A 20,563-nucleotide genomic window follows, 5' to 3' on the forward strand; every position below is an offset into this window, starting at 1 on the left:
ACGACCCGCTGCTGAGGATCGGATCTTGTCGCCCACACGAATCCCGTACTGGCAACTTCCACCATCGGTTCGCTTCCGGATCGGCGAAGCCGTCGGCCCGGTCATTGCCGCTCACTCGGTCAACGACGGATTGAACAGCTCTGTCGCCGCGATACTCCAGACTGCCGTCGGCCGCTGCTTCGTCAAGGCCCTGCCTGTCGAGCACCGCTGGGTATGGACCCAAGAGCGCGAGGCCGAGATCGCCCCGCACGTCGAAACGGTGGGCTCCGGCCTGATCGCCCGGATCGCCGATGACGCCTGGGACGTGCTCATCTTCGACGCGCTCGACGGACACCATGCCGACTACTCGCCGGACTCCAAGGATCTCGGGCACGTCGCCCGGCTCATCGCGCGCATCGGTGAACTGCCCTGCCCGAACCTGTCTCTCCGGCGAGCAGAACAGCGGCTCGCCTCGTACACCAGCACCGGCATGCTTCACCACTTCCAGGGCGGCAGTCTCCTGCACACCGACCTCAACCCGGCCAATGTCATCGTGAGCGACGACGAGGCCCGCATCGTCGACTGGGGCTGGGCGACTCGTGGAGCAGCATGGCTGGATGCCGCCTACTGGGTCAGCTGGCTGATCGCGGCGGGACACACGCCGAAGCAGGCCGAATGGTGGGCGGAGCAGGTGCCTGCCTGGCGGACGGCGACCGTAGAGGGTGTGACGGCCTTCGCCGTAGCGAACGCACGGATGTGGGCCGAGTCCGGTGACGGCAGTACCGACCCGTGGACGCGGGCGATCATGCACGCATCCGAGGTATGGCGTCGATACCGAGAGCAGGAAGCCATTTAGCGAGGCGATGTATCGCGAGACCATTAGCAGCGTTCAAAAGGTGCTCCCCAAGGAGCTCCGTTCCTGGTCAGACAGCACTTGACCATTTCGAAGAGTCACGCGATCGTTCGTGCACCTGGTCAGGTGGTCTACGCAACCAGACCGGTACCACGGCGGTCGGCCCGGTGGCCATCGCTATGGCAGCGCCGCCGGGCCTCCCGATGAGGGAGGTCCGGCACGTGGCGTTCGGCCGGTGTCGTGTCGGCCTTCGATGGAACGAAGGCCGGCCCACCATGTTGCTGTGGACCGGCCTGTCGGACTGACCGCTATGCGGCTTCGCGGGGGATGAGGTTGGCGGCTGCGTCGGCGTTCGGGCGTCGTAGTTCGAGGATGACGGAGGTGTAGGTGTCGGAGGTGAGTCCGATGGTGGAGTGGCCGAGGACTTCCTGGATCTCTTTCAGGTCGGCGCCGCCGTGGCGGAGGTAGGTGGCGGCGCAGTGCCGCAGGTCGTGCAGCCGTACCGGTGGGAGGCCGCTCTTGGTGACGAGGTAGTCGAACCGGCCGCTGATGGCCTGGGGATGCCAGGGTTGTCCGTTGGGGCGGACGAAGAACAGGCCGGTGTTCGGCCAGGTGTCGCCGCTGACCTGTTGCCAGCGGTTGCGCATGTCGAGGTAGGCGGTGAGCCCGGCGACGGTGGCGGGCCCGAGGGGGATGATCCGGTCGCCGGCGTCGCTTTTTACTTTGCGGGTGATGGGGGTGTAGCCGACGGCGGTGATCTGCTGGACGATGCTGAGGTAGGCCTCGTTGAGGTCGACGTCGAAGTCGCGCAGACCGATGGCCTCCCCGCGGCGTAGGCCGCGGTGCAGGATGAGCTCGAACATCGGGTACAGCACGGCGTCGTGCTTCTGGGCGTAGTCGAGGAACTGTCCGGCCTGTTCGGGACGCCACACCATCACCGGGCTGGGTCGCTGTCCGCTGGCCTTCCACTGTTCGATCGCCTTGGGCGTCCAGACGCGTGCCTTCGGCCTGGCGCCGGATTCGAGTTCGATGCCCAGTGCCGGGTTGTGCGGGATGAGGCGCGAGCGGCGTACGGCGTCGTTGAGTGCCACTCGCAGGGTTGCGTACAGCCGGATCATGCTGGACGCGCCCATCGGCCGTACGCCACGGAATCTTTGACGTGTGACGGGTTCGTTGCTGGCTCGTGCGGCGCGGATCTGTTCGTTGCGGGCGTCGAGCGCGGTGAACATGGCTTGGATGTGGCTGGTCCGCAGGCTCTGGAGCGGGATGTCGCCGAGGTGCGGGATGAGGTAGGAGCGGATGTGGTCGCCGTACCCGCGGATGGTCTTGGGTGAAAGGCCGCGCCGTGCGGCCAGCCATTCGGTGAGGTACTGGCCGGTGGTGGTCGGCGCGCTGGCGGGGACTCCGGCGCGGACGCGGGCGGCGACGGTGTCGCGGTCGGGCAGGGGGATCCCGTTCTTGCAGGCCTGGAGAACCTCGCCGATCTGTACGGCGAGGCCGGTGTCGTCGCCGGCCAGTGCGAGCAGCGAGCGTGCGTGGTCGAGTTCGGCGCGGGTGGCGTCGCGGTCGTCAAACCCGCTGCGACGTAGGACCCGGCGGCTGCGGCCGGGTGGGACGGGAAGTTCGAGTTGGTAGCCCCAGCTGCCGTGGCTGGGGTTCCAGGAGCCGCCGGAGCGGCGGAGTTTCGGGCAGACGCTGTTGAGTCGTTTGCCGGTGGCCGGGTCTTTGCAGCCGCAGCGTTTGGTGATGGATCCTTCGCTGGTCACGGTTCTCCCTGCTCAACGTGGTCGTCGTCGGCGGTCGCTCTGATAGCGCCGTGGTGATCCACGCTTCGTATCGCCGATGGCGTCAAGTCGCGGTCGGTGGGGATGCCGAGAGCGGTGAGGATGCCGGCGACGGGTACGCGGTAGCGGGTGCCGGCGCGGATGACCGGGGCCGGGAACTCGTCGGTGCGGGCGAGGTCGTAGGCCAGGGACCGGCCGAGGCCGAAGATCCGTGCGGCGGTGGGTAGGTCGGTGACGGCGCCCAGGGCGCGGATGCGGTCCTCGTTCCACACACCGTCACGGGGGCCGGTGGAGGGGTTCGATTTGGGGGTGGCGTTCATGGTGAGAGTGCTCCTGCCGCAAGAGACGGGCTGACGCCGGCGCATCCTCTTGTCGGCCGCTGGCGCGGACGGGATGCGTTGGCACTCTCAAACCGGCTTTTGTCAGCTCCGGCGAACACTTATCGATCTAACAGTTTCTGACGGCGCCTGACGAAAGTCTGACAGCGCAGCTCAGCGCCTTGATCGGAGGCGAACCCGAGGCTCTGACAGACCGTTACGTTGACTTGCGGAATGCGCTGTCAGTCGGTTGTGTACAACCGACTGACAGCGCGGGCGATCGTGCTGAGGTGTCGTGCCGAGCCCGGTCGTAGTGCGCGCTGACCTGCACTGTCAGAGATCCTTGGCGCCTGTCAGAAATCTGTTAGACCGGTGAGTGTTCGTCTGAGCTGACAAACCCCGTTTTGAGGTTGGCGTCGCCGGCACCTATGGCACGGACGCGGCCGTCGGAGCCGATCGCGCGGCATCCGAAAGCCGCGCTCATCCGCCCACTGCGGCCGACCGGAGCGAACCGCCGCACCTGCGGCCACCACCGACGGCGATGGCGTACTCCGCAGCCTCACCGCTTTCCATGCCATGCCCGCTGGCTTCCACCGACACCAGGCGGCACCGACGGCACAGGAGTTCCGGACGGCCGCCACCACTTCCATCACCTCTCGAAGATCGAGGAGATCTCTGTTGCAGTTCGCGTACTCGCCACCGACGACCGTTTGGGCGTCAGCGCGGCCGTCAGCCTTGTCGTCAGTGTTGACGTCAGTCTTCAATCGGACCCCCGAACGGACCCCCACACCCGCCTCACAGCGCAGGTCAGGGCGCATGTGGCCGCCGGGGACATGTACTCCGACAGACCCTGCAATCGTCCGGGTCTCCCCGGGGGTACGCCATGGATGATCCCGTCCTGCGGGTGCAGTCTCAGCTCACCGCCCGCGACCGGATTCTGCTGGGCTGGCTTTACGACCACGGTGTCCTCACCACGTTCCAGGTCGCCAAGGCCCTGTTCCCGTCGCTGGACTTCTGCCAGCGCCGCCTCCGTGCCCTCTACCAACTGCGGCTGATCGCCCGCTTCCGCCCCCAGCGCGCCGACGGCGGCTCGTACCCGTACCACTGGCTCATCGACCAACTCGGCGCCGAGGTCGTCGCCGCAGCCCGCGACGAACGGCCCCCGCGCCGCGACCACGCCCGCCTCGAACGTCGCCGCTGGACCTCCACCCGCACGCTCAGCCACCGGCTCGGCGTCAACCAGTTCTTCACCGACCTCGCCGGCTACGCCCGCGTCCACCCGAACGTGTGGCTGCGGCAGTGGTTGCCTGAGGCGGCCTGCCAACGCGCCGGTACCTTCGCCGAACCGGATGATCCCGTCTTGATCCGCGCCTACGAGCCCTCCATACGCCCGGACGGCTACGGCGTCTGGGCGGAAGACGACAAGGTCGTGCCGTTCTTCCTCGAGTACGACACCGGGACTGAACAACTCGGCGTCTTGATTGGCAAGCTCGTCGGCTACCGCAAGCTGTTCGCCGAGCTCGGGCGAGCGTGGCCGGTGCTGTTCTGGCTGCACTCCGCCGCCCGCGAGCGCAACTTCCGAACCAGGCTCGCCGAACTGCCTCCGGTGATACCGATGGCGACCGGCGCACGCGATAGTGCGGCGCTCCGTAGGCAGTCACCAGCAGAAGCGGTGTGGGCGATGCCTGGCGATGGAAGCCTTCGCACGTCCCTGGCCGAGCTGAACGTGCTGACGCTCAGCCTCTCCCAGTCACTGATTTCCGATCCCTAGCGACGGCTGCGGATCGCATCGGCACCTACCGACATGGTCACCAGGCCGCTGGACAGGATCTGCCGCGCAGTGATCCGCCGACCGCGAAGGCGACCCCCGGCGACTCCCAGTAGGGGCGCGGCGAGTCGATTCTCAGCGCGGTCGACGCCTGCCCTCAGCAGCGCAAACGAAGGTAAGAAACCAGCTCTGAAGGAGCATCGTGGAAATCCAATGGGAAGACTTCCAACGCCAGGCCGGGGAAGCGTTCGCCGCCGTAACGGACGGTCTCGGCGGGCGCCAAATCATGGTTCACAACGCCGGCCATCTCGCAGCGACCCTTGCTCGGCTGCCCGCAGACACACCTGTGATCATCGCGGGAACCATTCGCATCGACCCCAGCAGGCACCAGGATGTTGATCAGCGCACCGTCACGCTTGCCCAAGTCGTCCCGATTGCCGTGCCGGACGCCACCATCGTCGACGACGCAGGGGACGAATACCCAGCGTTCACACCCGCTGTGCAGCTCGGGGCAGTGGTCATTAGCCGGAACGCCGACGGCGTGCCGCCTGTGACCGTGCCCCAACCCGCACAACAACGAGCCGAGGAAGCGCTGGCTGACGGCGAGCTGGTGGATGCGCTGGCGGCGGAGGTGAAACTGCTGACCTGGATCGCCAGCACCCTGACCACGCCATCAGAGGACGACCTCCTAGACGTCGATGAGGAGATCGCTTCAGAACGCATCGGGGACGCGAACCTCAACGCCGCGCTCTCCGTTGAAGCGGAGCGACTGAACCAAGCCGCCCGTCGCCTCGCGGCGCTACACGCACGGGCTGCCGAGCAAGAAGCCGCAGCAGACGTCGTCGAAGAGGCCGAAGGGATAGTCGAAGCGACCACGGATTACGTCGACCCTGACGACTTTGGGTTCACGGGCTGAGGGTGGCCGCCGGGGCGTCCAGAGCACTCGAGCTCCTGCACGCGACATGGTCTTGAGCGCCCATGATGCCGCTTCTAGCTAGTGCTTCGAGCCGCAGTACAGGCCGGTGTCCGGGCTCACCGGCCGGCCTGTTGGGTGTCGACGAGGTGCGGCCGGGGACGTGTGCTCCGACAGACCCTGCAATCCGTCGGGTCTCCCCAGGGGTACGTCATGGATGATCCCGTTCTGAGGGTGCAGTCCCAGCTCACCGCCCGCGACCGGGTCCTGCTGGGCTGGCTCTACGACCACGGCGTCCTCACCACACCACAGGTGGCCAACGCTCTGTTCCCGTCGCTGGACTTCTGCCAGCGCCGCCTGCGCACCCTGCACCAGCTACGGCTGATCGCCCGCTTCCGACCCCAGCGCGCCGACGGCGGCTCCTACCCCTACCACTGGCTCATCGACCAGCTCGGCGTCGAAGTCGTTGCCGCAGCCCGCGACGAACGGCCACCCCGCCGCGACCATGCCCGCCTCGAACGGCGCCGGTGGACCTCCACCCGCACCCTCACCCACCGGCTCGGTGTCAACCAGTTCTTCACCGACCTCGCCGGCCATGCCCGTACCCATGCCGGCGCTGAACTCCGGCAGTGGCTGCCCGAGGCCGTCTGCCAACGAGCAGGCACCTTCGCCACCGCCGACGACCCGGTTCTGGTCCGTGCCTACGAACCGAGCGTGCGGCCGGATGGGTACGGGCAGTGGTGCGAGGCTGGCCGTGAGGTCGCGTTCTTCCTGGAGTACGACACCGGCACCGAGCCACTCAGCGTCCTGACCGGCAAGCTCGTCGGCTACGCGAGGCTCTTCGCCACCCTCGGCCGCTCCTGGCCGGTGCTCTTCTGGCTGCACTCCGCAGCCCGCGAACGCAACCTTCGGCAGCGCTTCGCCGACCTGCCCAACCTGGTGCCCGCCGCTACCGGAACCCGCGACGTCTCACTCGGGAGCCCGTTGCCTACCGGACAGGTTTGGGCGTATCCGGGGACGGGTGACCGGTGCAGCCTTGTGGACCTGCCTGGTGCGGTTGACTGAACGGCGTCAGTTCACCGCCGTCGGCCGGTTCTCGCCAGTGTTGTTCTGGTCGCACCGCCTGTGGAACGAGAGCGCGGTATCGATCTTCCTATTGAGGCGCGAAACCGCATCACCGTGTAACCCGGCCGGCTGTTCCGGAGATCGCGATCTCGTGGCCGGTCCGCTCTAGCCGCATCATGTCGTCGACGGTCTCGTGGTTCAGGATCTGGTCGATTGTGGGGACTGCGTGCTTCTCCAAGGCCCCATCGGCGATGGTGAAGGTGGTGGGCATCACCTCATGCTTCTTCCAGCGGGCACCGAAGTCGGCGATTATGCCGCTCCTGGGGTCTCGGTTGGGATCGAGCTTCCGGTCGAGTAGGCGGAACTGGTACAGGCTGCGAGCGCTGCGCCAGGTGTTCTCCTTGAGCGCGAACTGCCGCTGCCGGGTACTTTGTGGCGCGTAGACACCGGCGTCGGTGTGGGTCAGAGGGAAGTCGGCTCGCTTAGCTGACAGTGCGAGGAACGCGGCGATCTCGGTGTTGGTCAACGCGAAGACCCACAGACTGGTGAAGAAGTGTCGTGAGATACGCACCAGTCCGCCAGGTGCCGGTACCGCGTAGGGCGGCCTTTGGGTCGGGGTGCTCGCCTCGGATAGCAGTGTGACTTTGTCATAGTCACGTCGCTGCCGGCGGTTGTCCTTGCCGACGCGTACCAGGTGGTGTTGGTCATCTAGGACACGTAGGGCATCTCGAATCTGCCGTGCACGCAGCGTAGGTGCGTCGCGGTAGTCGCCGGTCGAATCGGCCAGAACAAGACCTTGCCAACTCTCGGAGGACTGATCGGCCGCAGCTTCGACGGTACGACCGAGGTGAACCTGCTGTCCTGGTTCGAAACGGCACTGCGCGTCGAAAAGCATGAGTAACTCGAGGCGCAGTGCGAGTCCTTTGGCGCGGACGAGCCGAGGGAGCACCGGCCCGTGTTCGCTGTCGGGTTGTTCCTTGAGGAAAGCCGGCCGGATGCTGATCCACTCAGGTCGGCGTCCAGTGCCGCCGCGTCGGCCGCCGGTTTGCCACAGCCGCTCGAGGCGCTGCTGGACCTCGATGTGCAGGAGGGTGCTGCCCGAGGCGTCGTCGCTAGCGCTGAGCAATCTGTCGTTGATCCTGCTGCGGGCCGGCCGCGACGCCCGTGGGCGTCCCGGCGCCGAAACGTTTGTCTGGGTCGTCACTGCTAGACGGGGCTGGCGTAGCGGGTGAGGTGAGCGAGCACATCGAGGCAATGCCGACGAGTCTCGGGCTGGCGGGCGGTCAGCGTCACGATCGCCACCAGGAGGATCCCCGCGGGTACGAGTACAGGGAGCATGTCGGTCAACGTAGTGGGGGCGGGTACGGACGGGTCGTTGTGGCTGGGCATGTGCGATCTCCAATGTTCGGCGGTGCCCGCACGTCGCACTTGCTACGCCTGGCGGTGAGCGGATGACTCGTTTGCGAGGCCGGTGCGGCACGGGTTCGACAGCAAGGGTGCCGGTTCTGGGCGGCCTTGTCGCGTCAGTGATCTTGGAGGGCGTGAGCGCGTTGCCCGCACCACATAAAAGGCAACTACAAAACCCCACAGTTCTGGTGTGGGCAGCGGGTTGTTGCCAGAAGGCGCGTAGATCCCACGCCTCGGGCGAAGTTTGGACCAGACCTTAAACACGACCCACACTGGGCACAGCCCGCACCGCGAGGTGACCGTGGAACTGACCGGCGGCGGTGACGTCACGTCGGTGCGATTCGACCGCAGGTGGCTGCGTGACGCGCACGATGCGAACCTCACCCGGCAGCTCACCACGGCGTTGCGGGCGGCGTACGAGCAGGTCGACGCGCACGGCGCGCCGCGCCTGATCGCCGACAGCCCGCTCGGTCACGCGCAGACGGTGATGCGGGACCCGTTCGGCACCCTCGGGTGTCCGTGCTGATGGCAGCCCGATGATCGAGGTTCCGCAACGTCGCCGCGCCGCATCACCGCCACCCCGAGCCGATACGGGCGAGGCGTTTCCCGTGCCTGTACTCGGAGATCCGGCGACGTTGGCACTAAAGTTGCTCGGTCACCGCTGACTCTGGCCACGTGACGACTGCCGACGTCACCCGTCATGGGCGTCGTCGTCCTGGATACCTTGTCGCCGCCGCCCGACATAGCGCCGCGATATCGAGCCCTGCCGAGCCGCCGGGAGAGTGTGTGTTGGATAATCCGAACAGTCTTGACTATCTGCATCGGATGCGCGGAGTCTGAGTTGACTGTGTTCAGCGACGAGGAATGGATGGAACGGGCCCGCGGGTTAGATGATCTTGGTGTACGCGTTTCCGGCATCATCTCGACTCTGGCCAGTGAGGTCGATGTCACTCCTCATTCAATAAAGCATAGAGTCAAGGACCGGAACAGCGCGGCCAGAAAAATCACGAAGAAGCGCGCAACGAATCCCACGTACGGTCTGGAAAGCCTGACTGATGTCCTCGGAGTCCGCGTCATCACGTATTTCAGTGACGAGGTCGACCGCATCGCGCAAGCTTTGAACGACGAATTCGTCGTAGACGAGGCGAACTCGATCGACAAGCGGAAGTCGCATGAGGCAGACCGTTTTGGATACATGTCACTGCACTATGTTCTCAGCCTGACCCCGGAACGCTTGGCCATGCCCGAGTACCGCCAGCATGCGGGCATCTCGTTCGAGGTGCAGATCAGGTCGATGTTGCAGCATGCCTGGGCAGAGGTGGAGCACGACCTCGGCTACAAGTCCGCCGGGGACGTGCCCGACATGTATCGGCGCAAATTTTCCATGCTGGCAGGCACCTTGGAGCTGGTTGACCAGCAGTTCTGCGCGCTCAGGAGCGAACTGGGGGCACCTCGAGCAGGCAGTGCGCCGGCGGACGAGGTGCCTCTCATGGACGAGCCGATCTCTCCGGCGTCCCTGGCCGCCTACATCGAGCGGGCGACGATGCTGCGCTTCAACGAGCGATTTGCACACGCCCATGCAGTCACGATCAGCCCCTCCGAGCCGGCCGCACTGAACCGGCTCGTGGTGAACCTCAATGAACTGGGCATTCGCATGCTGGGCGACCTTGAAGAGCTTCTCGCGAGTCACTTCGAGGCTCTCTACAGCCTGATGGAAAAGCGTTATCTGCGAGCCCGCGACCGAGGCGAGACCCCGGCCCTGACCGTCACGACTCCACTCTTGTACCTGATGCTCTTCAAAATTTCGGAGATGGGCGCGGCGGAGGGCCGGGCCACGTTCGAGAAAATATGGAAGTCATCCTCCTATGAGGAATACATGAAATCCGTTTCCTCGGAAATTAGGAAGGCGCGTCATGTCTGATCAGAATGGCTTCACGCCGGAACTTCTTCCGGGCGAGGCTCGCCACCGCCGGCACCCCGAGAGGGAACTGTCCGTGTCGCTTCCGGTCGATGCGGCCATGGCGAGCGCATTACTGCCCCGGGACGCACAACTGATTCGCGAGGCCATCACGGCGCTGATGCGGAGGCCGGATCCGCAGCGGCCCGCGCAATCCATAGGGCAGTCGAAGGCCGGGATCTACGCATTTTACGATTACGACGGGGAGCCCATTTATGTGGGCCAGACGACCGAGGGGTTCGCGGTTCGCCTGGGACGGCACCTCACGGCGGGCCGCTCGGACGCGGTGGCGAAGTCCGTCCTGGATCCGTTCGAGGTCCGGGAAGTGGCGCTCTGGTCTCTGCCGCACATCGGCGACATGCCGGCACGGGAGCGAAAGCCGGCGCTGGATCCATACGAGTACACCGTCTACGAGCGGCTGGTGAGTGAAAGCTCGTTCCACGCGCTTCTGAACGAGGGACTCGTCGCGCCGTCGGCGATCGTCGACATTCCCGAGCCTCTCGTCGGCGTGATCGTTCCGGATGAGGTGTTCCCCGATCGGAATCATCCGGATGTCCGCATCGCGCGACGCGTGCAGACCATGTCACAGCTCGCCAAGATCGCCTGTGAGCGCCGGGTCTCACTCGGACTGCGCCGGACGCTCGCCCTCCAGGCGGTGAGACTCGAGGAGATCACCCGGCGACGCCTCGGCGCGCTGACACAGGGCCTCGATGAAGAACTTCAGCGCGACAACCGGGGGGAAGCCTTCAAGGAGGAGCCGGAAGGTTCTCTCTTCTGAGCCAGCAGGGCGGCAGTAAGCCAGGCGCGGCCGACGACGCATCAAACATGTCGGGACCATCGTATTTCCGGGTGCTCATCAACGGCTCGCCCACCCTGTGCAAGGAGACCGAAAGAAATCTCTGGTCGCCCACTTCGGTCAGCTCGGCGCCGAGTGGTAGGTCCGCATGCTTCTTGATCGCGGTCAGGTTGTCGAGCTCCAGGGCTCGCTGGGCGGCCACGTCGGCGTGGTGCAGGATGGCCGTGATGCTGGCCTTCCCGTGCGTGTGCTGCGGCCATCTGAGCATGGGCGAGCCGCCCGGCTCGTATGACATCTGCCCGGTGTGCTTCTGGGAAGACGATCAGGTTCAGCTGCGCTGGCCCGACTGGGCCGGCGGCGCGAACTGGCCGTCACTGATTGAGGCCCAGGCGAACTTCACCGTGTTCGGAGCGTGCGAGCAGCGGTACGTGGCCAAGGTTCGGCCGCCTCATGATGACGAGCCGCTGGATCCGAACTGGCGCCGTATCGACGTGGAGCGGGACCGCTTCGAACCTCGGAGTCGACAGGACGTTCCAGGGCCTGACGACGGCATGGTTTTGTACTGGTGGCGGTATCGCGACACCGGATCCTGGCGTCGAGGCGGTTGAGGCCGATCAGCCTACGAGTCGGTCGTGCTGCTGGGCGGGCTCGATCGCGTACGCGGTGACCTGGACGCTCGCTCGGATTGGTCGCGGCGGTGGTCAGTGGCGTGGCAGTACGCCGGTAGCTAGCTCGCTTGCCCGGCGTGGACACCCACCGATTTGTGCGTGCAGTGCGTGCGTGCAGTTCTAGCGTGAATGCACGGAGGAACAGTTTCTGCGCACTTAACGTCCATGCTGTGCCAGCGAACAAACGCGACATCAAACTCATGGGATCAGCCGAGATCGGCCGCCGTCTCGGTGGCCTTTCACGCACCCGCATCTACCAGTTGACGCAGCGCCGCAACTTCCCGGAACCGGTCGCTGAGCTGGAGATGGGCAACGTCTGGCTGGCCGAGGACGTCGAGGCGTGGATCGCCGAACATCGGCCCGACATCGCCGAAACGACAGAGGGCGAATAGCAAGAAAACCTGTCCCGTGAGAATCCGGACTTAATTGACAACCATCCGACTTCCACGGGCGTTGGTAAGGCTGTGACTCCCGACAAGACGTTCGCTAATGTCGATGGCATGCCGCCTGCGAAGAAACCCCATGAGATGAGCTATGTCGACGCGGGCGGGGAGCTGCGCCGCTACACAGGCGCCTTCCTGATCATGTGCGGCATCGCTCCACTGCTGATGTTTTCGCTGCTGGCGAGCAAGCCGGGCGGCCCCGCCTACCCCATCTTGCCGAGTGTCGTCGCCGGTCCGTTCATCATCATCGGCGTCGTGGTAACCGCGCTCGGCATCTTCACGAAGGAACCGAAGCGTTCTGCTAAACGCGTTGGCGTCGGAGCGGGATTGATCATTCTAGGTGTCATTCTGATCTTCGGTATCCGCGCCGCAATCGTCTAGCCCTCGCTGAAGTAGCCAGAGAGGTGACAACGTGACCTTGAAGGTCGAACCAGAAGCCATCCGCCACTACGGCTTCATGCTGAGCCGGGCACGGGACGACGCGCGCGAGTGCAAGAACTACTTCTCTACACACCTCCCCGAGGTAGAGCCCGGCCTCGAGGGCGGGTTCTTCAACCCCATCGGGTACGCGCACAACGGAGTCCGCCAAGAACTCGGCAAACTGCTCGACCACCTGGTCAACATCCTGGATGTCTCGCACCAAGCCCTGTTCGCGGCCGCCACACACTACGAAGGCACCGACGCGGACTCCGCTAAGCGGCTGGACCAGAGCTATACCGCCGTGCAGCGCCCCATCGCCGGAGTCAGCTGAGCATGGGATTCACCGAGCCACGGGACCCCACCGTTCACCTGACCGAACCCGGCGCCCGCACCGAACAAGTTCTCGACCAGCCGTTCTCGCACCCCGGCTCCCTGTTCGACTGGTTCAGCCCCACACACGTCATCAACGCCTTCATCAAAGAAGCCGCCGGCTACGACGTGGTCGGCGAGGCATCGAAGGTCTTCGGCGGTGACTGGGAGACCATCTGGAAGGCCGCCGGCGCCATCTCCAACCTCGGCGACGCCCTGCAAGACATCGGGATCAACACCGCCAGCGGGAATCTCGACCTCGACAACCAGTGGGACGGCAACGCGTCGGAAGCCGCGTACGTCTACTTCACGCAACTCGGTGCCACTCTCAGCGAGCAGAGACAGAGCCTGACCGACCTGGCCGAGTCCTACCAGAAGGCGGCCGAGGGCACATTCCGGATCGCCGAGTCGTTCTCCGGCATCCTGAAAGACATGGGCGACGCCGCCATCATGGGGGTGATCGGTGCTTCGGCGGGGACTGCCGCCATCGAGACCGGGGTCGGCGCCGTGGCGGGCTATGCGTTCGCGGCCTACCAGGCACGCAAGATCTACATGCTCGGCGCCCGCCTTAAGCTGATCATCAGCACCGGGTACAACGACATCATGATGCTCGCCGGCATGATCCAGTCTTGGTCCGCCGACACCGGTGCCCTCTCCCGGTATCCGCTTCCTAACGCCGCCTACCAGCATCCGTCATCGGCTGCGTGAGGCAGGCTCCGTGAACGAGAGCACCGAGAACGAGGTCACCCACCGGTTCCTGCAGCATCTCGCCGACCACAGCGACAACGAGCTGCTCCGCGAGATGTCCGACCAGGTCTTCCGAGGCAACATCACTTTGGCCGACGGCATGTCCTTCCCCGCATACTCCGAGGCTCTAACCCAAAATCTTGCCGACTTCACGCAGTGGTACGACAGCCTCAGCGACGACGAACGCCAACGTGAAGCCGACGACTGCGCGGCCGATCTCAAGAGGGCCGACGAGCACCTCAACGCGGACCACGACCTCTGAGAAGGCAAGCCCTCGCTTGCCTACCGCGGTGAAGGCGGCCAGGTAGCTCCTGACCGTGATCATCTTTCCAAGCGGCTATTTGCACTGCTCACGAGCGGCTAATTTGCCTGAGTGGCACTCATAAACCTGAGCCCTGCTCACATGCACCTACTCAAAGCCAGCGTTACCCTCGCCAGACGCGCTCACGGTTTCACCGATGAGCAACGACGTCTTCTCGGAGGCGCCCATAAAGTGCTGTGCAATGCGCTGCGCGGCGAGCATGAACATTTCGACCGCCTACGAGCCGCGCCCCGCGACGTCAGCGGCGAAGTCACTCCAGACACGACTGTTGAACAACTCGCCGACGCCTGGATCGACGAGATCCTCATCGAAGACCGAATCAAACGACAGACAGTCGACCACTACGCCAACAACTTGCACTACTGGATCCTGCCCGCCATCGGGGACATGACCATCCGGGAAGCCACGGTCGGTGCGCTCGACCGTTACCTCAAGACCCTCGCCAGATCTCATCCATCCGGGGCACAGCGCTGCAAGGGCACCCTATTGCAGATGTTCAGTCTGGCCGTCCGCCACGGTGCAATCCCCGCCAACCCGGTCCGCGACGTCGGCCGCCTACCAAAACCACGCAAAATCGTTCAAGCCATGAGCTTCGACGAGATCCAACGGGTCCGCCACGCCCTACACCTGTGGCGCACCACCAAAGCCGTCGGACCTAGGAAAAGCCGCGCCTGCACCGACCTGTTTGACCTGCTCCTGGCCACCGGCTGCCGTATCGGCGAAGCCTGCGCCCTGCGCTGGCAGGACATCGACCTGCATGCCCGAACTCTCACCGTCGCCGGCACCATGGTGTTCCTTAAGAACACCGGCTGGGAACGTCAGGAATTCCCCAAGACCCTCGCCGGGCAACGCACAATCCACCTGCCCACCTTCGCCCTGACCATGCTCAGCCGCCGCCAGACCGAGGAACCCCATCGCCAGGACGATCCCCTCTTCGCCAGCCGCACCGGCACCTTCGTACAGCCGGACAACATGCGCCGCTCGCTACGCTGCGCCCTGCAACGGCAGGCTGATCTCAAATGGGTGAGCCCCCACGTATTCCGCAAGACCGTCGCCACCGTATTAAGCGGACAGGGCCTGGTCACCGAAGCCGCCGCCCAGCTCGGGCACGTCGACGAGAGCATCACCAAGAAGTTCTACATGCAGAAGCCCTCGACCGCCCCCGACGTCAGCCATGCACTGGAAATCCTGATTGGCGGAGGTGAGCGTCAATGAGAAAGACCCCAGGGCGGATAGCTAACCGGAATCCTGTAAGACAGTGGAAGCCGAGGAAACCCAGTGCAGTCGGCCCGCGCGGTCCCGCCAGTGTGACAGTGGAGCGTGGACCCTTCACTGCGGGCCGCATCATCCGCGGGGACCCGAGGTCACCTCACGAACGGCGGCTGCCGCACGAGATACGAAAAGTGATCGGCGAACCCCTGGAGCGCGTGGGTTTGCCTAGTTTCTACGTCCGAAGGTTCGGTCCAAGCTTCCAAGCATGAACTCCGCGACGGAGCATGCTTCGCGCACTACTAGTAGGGCCATGTCGGCAGTTACGCCGGTTGGCAGAGTGCGACCGTGCCCGGTTCCTTGAAGGTTGCGAAGCTGGTTGACCGACTCCGCGATCGTCCAAGTACTCTGCAAGATTGCCTTGATATTCTTGGCGCCTGGTGTGTCGTCGGGGACCTGCCTTGGATGCAAGCCCAAACGGTCACGGGCATGGAACCACAAACTCCCGAAATCATCCTTCTCGCTGAAGGGATACGAAAATTCCTCCAGTACGAATTTGGCGACGGCTTCCAGTAGTTCCTTTGCCGTGCCGATCAGCAGCGCGGGGTCATCTGTCGAACGGCGCAGCCGATTGAGCTGCTCGTCTAGGGCCTCGCGCCCTCCGGTAGATACATCGACTACCAATGGTGATAGATGTCCGTCTTCATCGAGAAGCCAGCCGGCGCGCGCCAAAGTCTTTTGTGCCTGCCGGACGTCATCGGCCGCGTGGCCTGATCGCTGAGTATCGAAGCACCCATGAACTCGGAGGGCGCTTAGTATGGCCTCGACAAGGTCTTTCCCGCGGGCAGGGTGACGCTCGGCGGCCTGAAATACCACCTGCACCCGCTGTTGCTTGTTCGGCGTTGCGGTACGTGGATCATATGGATCATCTGATGCGTAGCCGGCGCGAGCGAAGGCTGACGTCAACGCAGAGTGGCTTGGGCCTGCTCCGCCGAAGAAGAACCGGCCCAATACCGCGCCTACTTCGCTGTTCGCGATAGACACCGTGCAGCCTCCGGTGACGCTGTCGTAGCTTTTGGTCAAGCGATGGTACATCTCGATGAGTCTCAGTGAGGAATTAGTTTTAAGAGTCTCGCCGTTACCGCTTGTGGCAACGATCTTTGATGGCATCGTCGCTGCTAGCGCACATGATCGAGTGCGCTGAACGCGGCAGATCCGCATGCCGCCGGAGGGCCGGCAGCGATCCCTCGCGTTGCCGATGACTACGCATACGACGTCCTCGTAGCGGCAAATCCATCGAGGATCTTCACTAGTCCGATGACCTCCGTGTAATCGGGGCGTACACAGGTTCGCACTATCGGTCGGGCGTTGACAGATGTGGTCGGTTGCGGACTTCGGGGAGTTGAGGGTTTGGAGACGCCTTGCCGACGTGCCTGAGAGGGTTAGAGGCTGGTCGTCGCCCTGGGTAGTTGTCGTTAACCCAGGGGTCTACATGATTGCTGGAACGAAGCTGGCGATCAGCCGTGATCGATTTCGGGCACGCCGGCCTCGTCGAGCATGGTGAAGAAGTCAGCGATTTGGCCTTGGCGGGCGTAGGGATGCGTGGTCGTGAAGATGATCCGCTGAGCGGCGCGGGACAGGCCGACGAAGAAGGTCGAGGTGGATTCGATTGGATCGCGCGCGTGGGCCCACCACTGTCGATCCTCGAGGCCGAGGAAGAACACCGTGTGGTATTCCAAACCCTTGCTGCGGTGGGCGGTGAGCAGAACCACGGCATCGGCGCATTCGAACTGCCCTAGCGCGTCGGCCCAGTCCGTGCTTGTGGGCGCGACGGCGGCGAGCCGGGCTTGGAAGGCTTCGGTGAGGACGTTCAGCCGGTCGGCGGGCGCCGCTGACCGAATGTAGCGATGCAGTAGGTCGACGCCGAGCAGCTCCAGCAGGTAGTTGACGCAGTCGACGGCCGAGCTGGCTCCCGGCGGGGTGTTCTTGAGCCAATCTCGTAGTGAGATCGTGAGTGTCGAGAGGTGGTCAGCGGTACGCCGTTGTCCCGCGTCGTCGCCGACATCGCCGTGGACGCGGGCCAGTGTCGCCTGGACCTCCTTCCATACGCGTGCCAGGCCGCGGGGCTGGTCGGCGAGCCGCAACAGCCCGAGCAGCAGGCGGGTGACTTCGTGTTTGAGCAGGTCCTGCAGTCGCATCGCGCCGACCGGCATGTCGTCGTTGCGTACCTTGATGTCGTAGCGGCCGAGCGACTGACGGAACCGATTTTCGAAGTCGCTGATCTTTTGCCGTGCGATCAGGGCGAAGTCAGCGGGAACCCGGCCGGATACCGCGATGTCGCGAGCGATCCAATCGGCGATGACGGTGGCTTCCCGGTTGGGGCTGGAGAACCGCCACACCTCGGCCGGGCTGTCGGTGATGCTTCCGTCGGCCTTCGACACCGCGGGCATCGCGGCGGGGTCGAGGCTGGTGGCGACGATGTGTTGTACCCGCACCAGTTCGTCGCTGGAGCGGAAGTTCCATAGCAGCGGGTAGCTGGCCGCGTCGAACGCCTCTGCGAAGCGTTCGAGTGCTCGTGGAAGGGCACCTGCCCAGCCCATGATGCGTTGCTTGCTGTCACCCACGGCGGTGAGGGTGGGCCCGTCGGCGAACACCGATGCGAGGAAGGAGAACTGGGCGCTGGTGGTGTCCTGGAACTCGTCGACGAATACGAAGGGGTAGGTCTGGCGCAGGGCCCGCCGTAGCTGGGGAACGCAACGCACGAGAAGCTCGGCCAGCCTGTTGAGCATGATGAAGTCGACCTTCGCCGGACCCGGCCGGAGGTACCGGTCATGCCACCACTGCAGCGCGGCGTAGGCGGTGGCGTCGTCCGGGTCATCGGCGGGAATCGTGGCCGGCAAGCTCCAGTTGCCGATGGTGTCGGGTAGGAAACGGCTGGCCCGCAGCGCCGCTACCTGCGGATAGAGGGATGCGGGGGCGGCGGGGATGATGTCTGCGAGGAAGCCCTCGAGGAAGCGTTCCGAGACGTAGTCGATCTCGTAGCCGTCCGTCATCCGCCAGTCGGGAGGCAGAGCGGACGCGAACCGGTCGACCAAGCTCTTGGTGAACGCGTCGAAGGTCATGGACACGAACCGGTCGGCGTGTTCGGGAATCCGGGTGGTGACCCGTCGGCCGAGGTTGGCCGCCGCGTCGCGCTTGAACGAGATCGCGAGGATGCGTTGCGGCCAGGGGCAGATGCCGGTCTGCAGCAGGTAGGCGGCCCGTTGGGCGAGGAACTCGGTCTTGCCGGCGCCGGGGCCCGCCACGACTGCGGTGTTCGCGGGGTGGCGCAGGGCCTGCCAGGCGGCCGGTTCGAGGTCGTCGATGTCGATGGGCCGCCAGTCCGCGGCGGGAATCAGTGTCGCGGGCCGGGGCGTCGCCCGGACCGGGGCGTCGGGTCGGTTCACAGGCCGACCTCCTTGCGGATGTGCCTGATCAGGGCCGTGATGACCTTCGGCGCGCGATCGCGTATCTGGTCGTCGGTGAGCCGGCTGAGCCCTCGCAGGTGACTGCTCGGCTTCGAGTGACTCAAGAACAGGTAGCGATACCACCGCAGGAGGCGAGCGCGCCTGGGCACCGACCAGAATTCCGCGCGAGGGCTCTTCTCGCCGATGACGCGGGCCAACGCGTCGGATCCGTTGGGGCCGGCCTCGCCGGTCTCACGCTGGGTGTACTGAGGATAGAACCGCGACAGCATGATGTAGTCGAGGTCGAGTGGGGCAGCGAAGAAGACGCCGAACCGGCGCAGGTGTCGCATGATCGGCCACAGGTCCTTCAAGGTCAGCGCGTCGGTGATGTCCTCGGCCTCGGCGTAGTCCGACAGGCCATTCAGCGGGTCGGCGCCGTTGGCGATGAGCCTTTTGCAGGCGTCGCGTAGCCGGGCCGGGCCGGCTCCGGCACGGCCGTAGTCGAGGTCCAGCAACGTCGCGTGCGGGATGCCCAGATCGGTGAGCAGCTTCCACATGTGGTTGGTGTGCCGCCCACCGAGCGGGACCACCACGACGAACGACGGATCAAGGTCCACGCCGGAGGCCCGGGCGACGCGCGGAATGACGAGCTCTTCGGTGTCGCCTTCGCCCAGGACGACGAACTTCGCGAAGTACAGCTCAGGGTGCGCCCGGACCGCCTCCCGGATGAACTTGCCGGCGTTGGTGCCGGCGGCGGGCAACAGGATCGGACGAACCGACGAGGTCACCGTGGTGGGGTCGATGCGGAAGTACCGCAGGCTTTCCGGATCGACGCGGGTCAGCACGCCGGCGCAGTGGCTGGACAACACTGCTTGTGCGGCGGCATCCGTAGCCAGCTCCAGCAGCTGGTTGACGATACGAGACAAGAAGAACGGCGAGACGCTGTTCTCCGGCTCCTCGACCAGAACGATGGTCAGGCTCGGCAGCTGAGCGGCGTCCAGCGTGAAGTCCGTGGCGTGCCGCTGGTCGTAGACGGCGGCTTCGACATCCAAAGCGGTGGACACCAACGCGAGATGCAGCAGCGACCTCTGGCCATCGCTGAGCTGCCGGGCGGGGCGGTCGCGGCCGGTGGGATCGGGCGCGAATACCAGCTCGGCGTGTCGTACCAGCTGGTCGAAGTCGTCGTCGAGCAGCCGCAGCTTCGGGGTGGCGTGGGCGCCCGCGTCGTGCAGCTGGCGCCACCGCGCTCCCAGCATGTCCTCGACGGCCTTGACGACCGGCTCACCGGAGAACTGAGCCTCCATGGCGGCAGCGTGATCGCTCACCAAGTCACGCAGGCCCGGCGACCATTGCGCGGCCCGCCACACACGGCTACCCAGGAAGTTGGTCACCTGCCGGGCACCGTCACGCGACGCCGGGATGTAGACCACCTGAATACGGCTGCGCTCCGCGGGCGGAAGCGGCGCGTAGTCATCGTCACCGTATTCCTCGGCCAGCGTGGAGACGACGATGCGGTCCTCCGTGATGGTGCCGTCCACGGTGCCGTCGTCGTCCCAGGTCCCCTTCAACACGATCCGCATCTTCAGGGCGCCGTCGTCGTCGGCGGCCATCCGCGAGAAGAACTCGGGCACGACCCGGCGGCTGACGGTCCGCCGCTGCTGCCGACGCTCGCTGCCGTCCTCGTGCTGCTGCTCGTCGTCTTCGTCCTCGTCCTCCTCGTCAACGTCGGTGCCGAGACCGGACTGAATGCCCGTGGGTTGGTCATCGTCAGCGTGCTGGTCGTCCTCATCGAGTTCCGGGAAGGCCAGGACGGCCTCGATCGTCAGTTCGCGGCTGTTTGGAGGCTGGGTCTCCCCGGCGGGAACGTGGAAGTCCTCCACTCGTATCGCCCGCTCGGACCCGGTGATCCCGAACAGCCGCAGCAACGCCTGGCAGGCGGCGGTCTTGCCGGTGCCGTTCGTGCCGATCAAAGCGGTCAGTTCCGGTCCGAGCTCGATCGTGGTGGGCTCCGGCCCGAAGCACTTGAAGTTTCGCAGCACCAGCTTCTCGACGTACATTCTTCACTTTCCAGGCAAAGAGGCGAAGTAGGATGACGGGCGG

Annotated in this window: 21 protein-coding genes; 14 read left to right on the forward strand and 7 right to left on the reverse strand. The window is 65.1% G+C overall.

The features are described from left to right. Positions 1-25 precede the first annotated feature (25 nt). Positions 26-835 carry a hypothetical protein gene (locus AB0F72_RS03585; protein WP_360424488.1) on the forward strand — a complete coding sequence of 270 codons (810 nt, stop codon included), beginning with the start codon at positions 26-28 and terminating at the stop codon, positions 833-835. Positions 836-1,140: 305 nt separating this feature from the next. On the opposite strand, the gene AB0F72_RS03590 is transcribed toward AB0F72_RS03585, so the two are convergent. Together AB0F72_RS03590 and AB0F72_RS03595 are read right to left on the reverse strand one after the other, a co-directional pair. Beyond that, positions 1,141-2,598, reverse strand: coding sequence for a tyrosine-type recombinase/integrase (locus AB0F72_RS03590; RefSeq protein ID WP_360424491.1), 1,458 nt, complete (start codon positions 2,596-2,598; stop codon positions 1,141-1,143). Then, positions 2,595-2,936: a DNA-binding protein gene (locus AB0F72_RS03595; RefSeq protein WP_360424494.1), complete on the reverse strand. Its 342-nt coding sequence runs from the start codon at positions 2,934-2,936 to the stop codon at positions 2,595-2,597. Before AB0F72_RS03595 ends, AB0F72_RS03590 begins: the two co-directional genes overlap by 4 nt. A gap of 880 nt (positions 2,937-3,816) precedes the next feature. Here AB0F72_RS03595 and AB0F72_RS03600 point away from each other — a divergent pair. The 3 genes from AB0F72_RS03600 (at position 3,817) to AB0F72_RS03610 (ending at position 6,679) form a co-directional block, all read left to right on the forward strand. After that, positions 3,817-4,704 carry a replication-relaxation family protein gene (locus AB0F72_RS03600; protein WP_360424497.1) on the forward strand — a complete coding sequence of 296 codons (888 nt, stop codon included), beginning with the start codon at positions 3,817-3,819 and terminating at the stop codon, positions 4,702-4,704. A 199-nt stretch (positions 4,705-4,903) separates the two neighbouring features. Beyond that, positions 4,904-5,617, forward strand: a complete 714-nt coding sequence (locus AB0F72_RS03605; protein WP_360424500.1) for a hypothetical protein — start codon at positions 4,904-4,906, stop codon at positions 5,615-5,617. A 210-nt stretch (positions 5,618-5,827) separates the two neighbouring features. Further along, the gene (locus tag AB0F72_RS03610) at positions 5,828-6,679 is read left to right on the forward strand and encodes a replication-relaxation family protein (RefSeq protein WP_360424503.1); all 852 of its coding nucleotides are present in this window, start codon (positions 5,828-5,830) and stop codon (positions 6,677-6,679) included. A gap of 109 nt (positions 6,680-6,788) precedes the next feature. Here the strand turns inward: AB0F72_RS03610 and AB0F72_RS03615 are convergent, their stop codons facing one another. Then, a complete protein-coding gene (locus AB0F72_RS03615) occupies positions 6,789-7,883 on the reverse strand; it encodes a hypothetical protein (RefSeq protein WP_360424506.1) in 1,095 nt (364 codons plus the stop codon). Between the two features lie 2 nt (positions 7,884-7,885). Next, positions 7,886-8,017 (reverse strand): hypothetical protein, encoded by a 132-nt coding sequence (locus AB0F72_RS03620; RefSeq protein ID WP_360424509.1) that lies wholly within the window; start codon positions 8,015-8,017, stop codon positions 7,886-7,888. A 313-nt stretch (positions 8,018-8,330) separates the two neighbouring features. Here AB0F72_RS03620 and AB0F72_RS03625 point away from each other — a divergent pair, with 313 nt between their 5' ends. The 10 genes from AB0F72_RS03625 (at position 8,331) to AB0F72_RS03670 (ending at position 15,023) form a co-directional block, all read left to right on the forward strand. Further along, complete coding sequence (locus AB0F72_RS03625) at positions 8,331-8,612, forward strand: YbaB/EbfC family nucleoid-associated protein (protein ID WP_360424512.1); 282 nt, start codon at positions 8,331-8,333, stop codon at positions 8,610-8,612. Between the two features lie 321 nt (positions 8,613-8,933). Next, positions 8,934-10,007 carry a hypothetical protein gene (locus AB0F72_RS03630; protein WP_360425062.1) on the forward strand — a complete coding sequence of 358 codons (1,074 nt, stop codon included), beginning with the start codon at positions 8,934-8,936 and terminating at the stop codon, positions 10,005-10,007. Next, on the forward strand, positions 10,000-10,821 hold the full coding sequence (locus AB0F72_RS03635) for a GIY-YIG nuclease family protein (RefSeq protein WP_360424514.1): 822 nt from the start codon (positions 10,000-10,002) through the stop codon (positions 10,819-10,821). Before AB0F72_RS03630 ends, AB0F72_RS03635 begins: the two co-directional genes overlap by 8 nt. Positions 10,822-11,057: 236 nt before the next feature. Beyond that, positions 11,058-11,447 (forward strand): CPCC family cysteine-rich protein, encoded by a 390-nt coding sequence (locus AB0F72_RS03640; RefSeq protein WP_360424517.1) that lies wholly within the window; start codon positions 11,058-11,060, stop codon positions 11,445-11,447. 260 nt (positions 11,448-11,707) lie between these two features. Continuing rightward, positions 11,708-11,899, forward strand: coding sequence for an AlpA family phage regulatory protein (locus tag AB0F72_RS03645; protein WP_360425065.1), 192 nt, complete (start codon positions 11,708-11,710; stop codon positions 11,897-11,899). Positions 11,900-11,971: 72 nt separating this feature from the next. Then, a complete protein-coding gene (locus AB0F72_RS03650) occupies positions 11,972-12,331 on the forward strand; it encodes a hypothetical protein (RefSeq protein WP_360424520.1) in 360 nt (119 codons plus the stop codon). A gap of 31 nt (positions 12,332-12,362) precedes the next feature. After that, positions 12,363-12,701, forward strand: coding sequence for a hypothetical protein (locus tag AB0F72_RS03655; protein ID WP_360424523.1), 339 nt, complete (start codon positions 12,363-12,365; stop codon positions 12,699-12,701). A 2-nt stretch (positions 12,702-12,703) separates the two neighbouring features. Further along, a complete protein-coding gene (locus AB0F72_RS03660) occupies positions 12,704-13,447 on the forward strand; it encodes a hypothetical protein (protein WP_360424526.1) in 744 nt (247 codons plus the stop codon). Positions 13,448-13,457: 10 nt separating this feature from the next. Then, positions 13,458-13,748: a hypothetical protein gene (locus tag AB0F72_RS03665; protein ID WP_360424529.1), complete on the forward strand. Its 291-nt coding sequence runs from the start codon at positions 13,458-13,460 to the stop codon at positions 13,746-13,748. A 111-nt stretch (positions 13,749-13,859) separates the two neighbouring features. Continuing rightward, complete coding sequence (locus tag AB0F72_RS03670; RefSeq protein ID WP_360424532.1) at positions 13,860-15,023, forward strand: site-specific integrase; 1,164 nt, start codon at positions 13,860-13,862, stop codon at positions 15,021-15,023. 222 nt (positions 15,024-15,245) lie between these two features. Here AB0F72_RS03670 and AB0F72_RS03675 read toward each other — a convergent pair whose 3' ends face one another. The 3 genes from AB0F72_RS03675 to AB0F72_RS03685 form a co-directional block, all read right to left on the reverse strand. After that, on the reverse strand, positions 15,246-16,187 hold the full coding sequence (locus AB0F72_RS03675) for an abortive infection family protein (protein ID WP_360424534.1): 942 nt from the start codon (positions 16,185-16,187) through the stop codon (positions 15,246-15,248). A gap of 347 nt (positions 16,188-16,534) precedes the next feature. Beyond that, positions 16,535-18,463 (reverse strand): ATP-dependent helicase, encoded by a 1,929-nt coding sequence (locus AB0F72_RS03680; RefSeq protein WP_360424537.1) that lies wholly within the window; start codon positions 18,461-18,463, stop codon positions 16,535-16,537. Further along, a complete protein-coding gene (locus AB0F72_RS03685) occupies positions 18,460-20,520 on the reverse strand; it encodes a TOPRIM nucleotidyl transferase/hydrolase domain-containing protein (protein ID WP_360424539.1) in 2,061 nt (686 codons plus the stop codon). Before AB0F72_RS03685 ends, AB0F72_RS03680 begins: the two co-directional genes overlap by 4 nt. Positions 20,521-20,563: the final 43 nt, after the last annotated feature.

This window comes from Actinoplanes sp. NPDC023936 (genome assembly GCF_040639325.1).
Lineage (GTDB): Bacteria > Actinomycetota > Actinomycetes > Mycobacteriales > Micromonosporaceae > Actinoplanes.

Excerpts from the sequence above, each read along its gene's own strand:
- AB0F72_RS03595 (WP_360424494.1), bottom strand. The coding sequence starts at position 2,936 with ATGAACGCCACCCCCAAATCGAACCCCTCCACCGGCCCCCGTGACGGT.
- AB0F72_RS03600 (WP_360424497.1), top strand. The coding sequence starts at position 3,817 with ATGGATGATCCCGTCCTGCGGGTGCAGTCTCAGCTCACCGCCCGCGAC.
- AB0F72_RS03610 (WP_360424503.1), top strand. The coding sequence starts at position 5,828 with ATGGATGATCCCGTTCTGAGGGTGCAGTCCCAGCTCACCGCCCGCGAC.
- AB0F72_RS03620 (WP_360424509.1), bottom strand. The coding sequence starts at position 8,017 with ATGCTCCCTGTACTCGTACCCGCGGGGATCCTCCTGGTGGCGATCGTG.
- AB0F72_RS03635 (WP_360424514.1), top strand. The coding sequence starts at position 10,000 with ATGTCTGATCAGAATGGCTTCACGCCGGAACTTCTTCCGGGCGAGGCT.
- AB0F72_RS03640 (WP_360424517.1), top strand. The coding sequence starts at position 11,058 with ATGGCCGTGATGCTGGCCTTCCCGTGCGTGTGCTGCGGCCATCTGAGC.
- AB0F72_RS03645 (WP_360425065.1), top strand. The coding sequence starts at position 11,708 with ATGGGATCAGCCGAGATCGGCCGCCGTCTCGGTGGCCTTTCACGCACC.
- AB0F72_RS03660 (WP_360424526.1), top strand. The coding sequence starts at position 12,704 with ATGGGATTCACCGAGCCACGGGACCCCACCGTTCACCTGACCGAACCC.
- AB0F72_RS03675 (WP_360424534.1), bottom strand. The coding sequence starts at position 16,187 with ATGCCATCAAAGATCGTTGCCACAAGCGGTAACGGCGAGACTCTTAAA.
- AB0F72_RS03685 (WP_360424539.1), bottom strand. The coding sequence starts at position 20,520 with ATGTACGTCGAGAAGCTGGTGCTGCGAAACTTCAAGTGCTTCGGGCCG.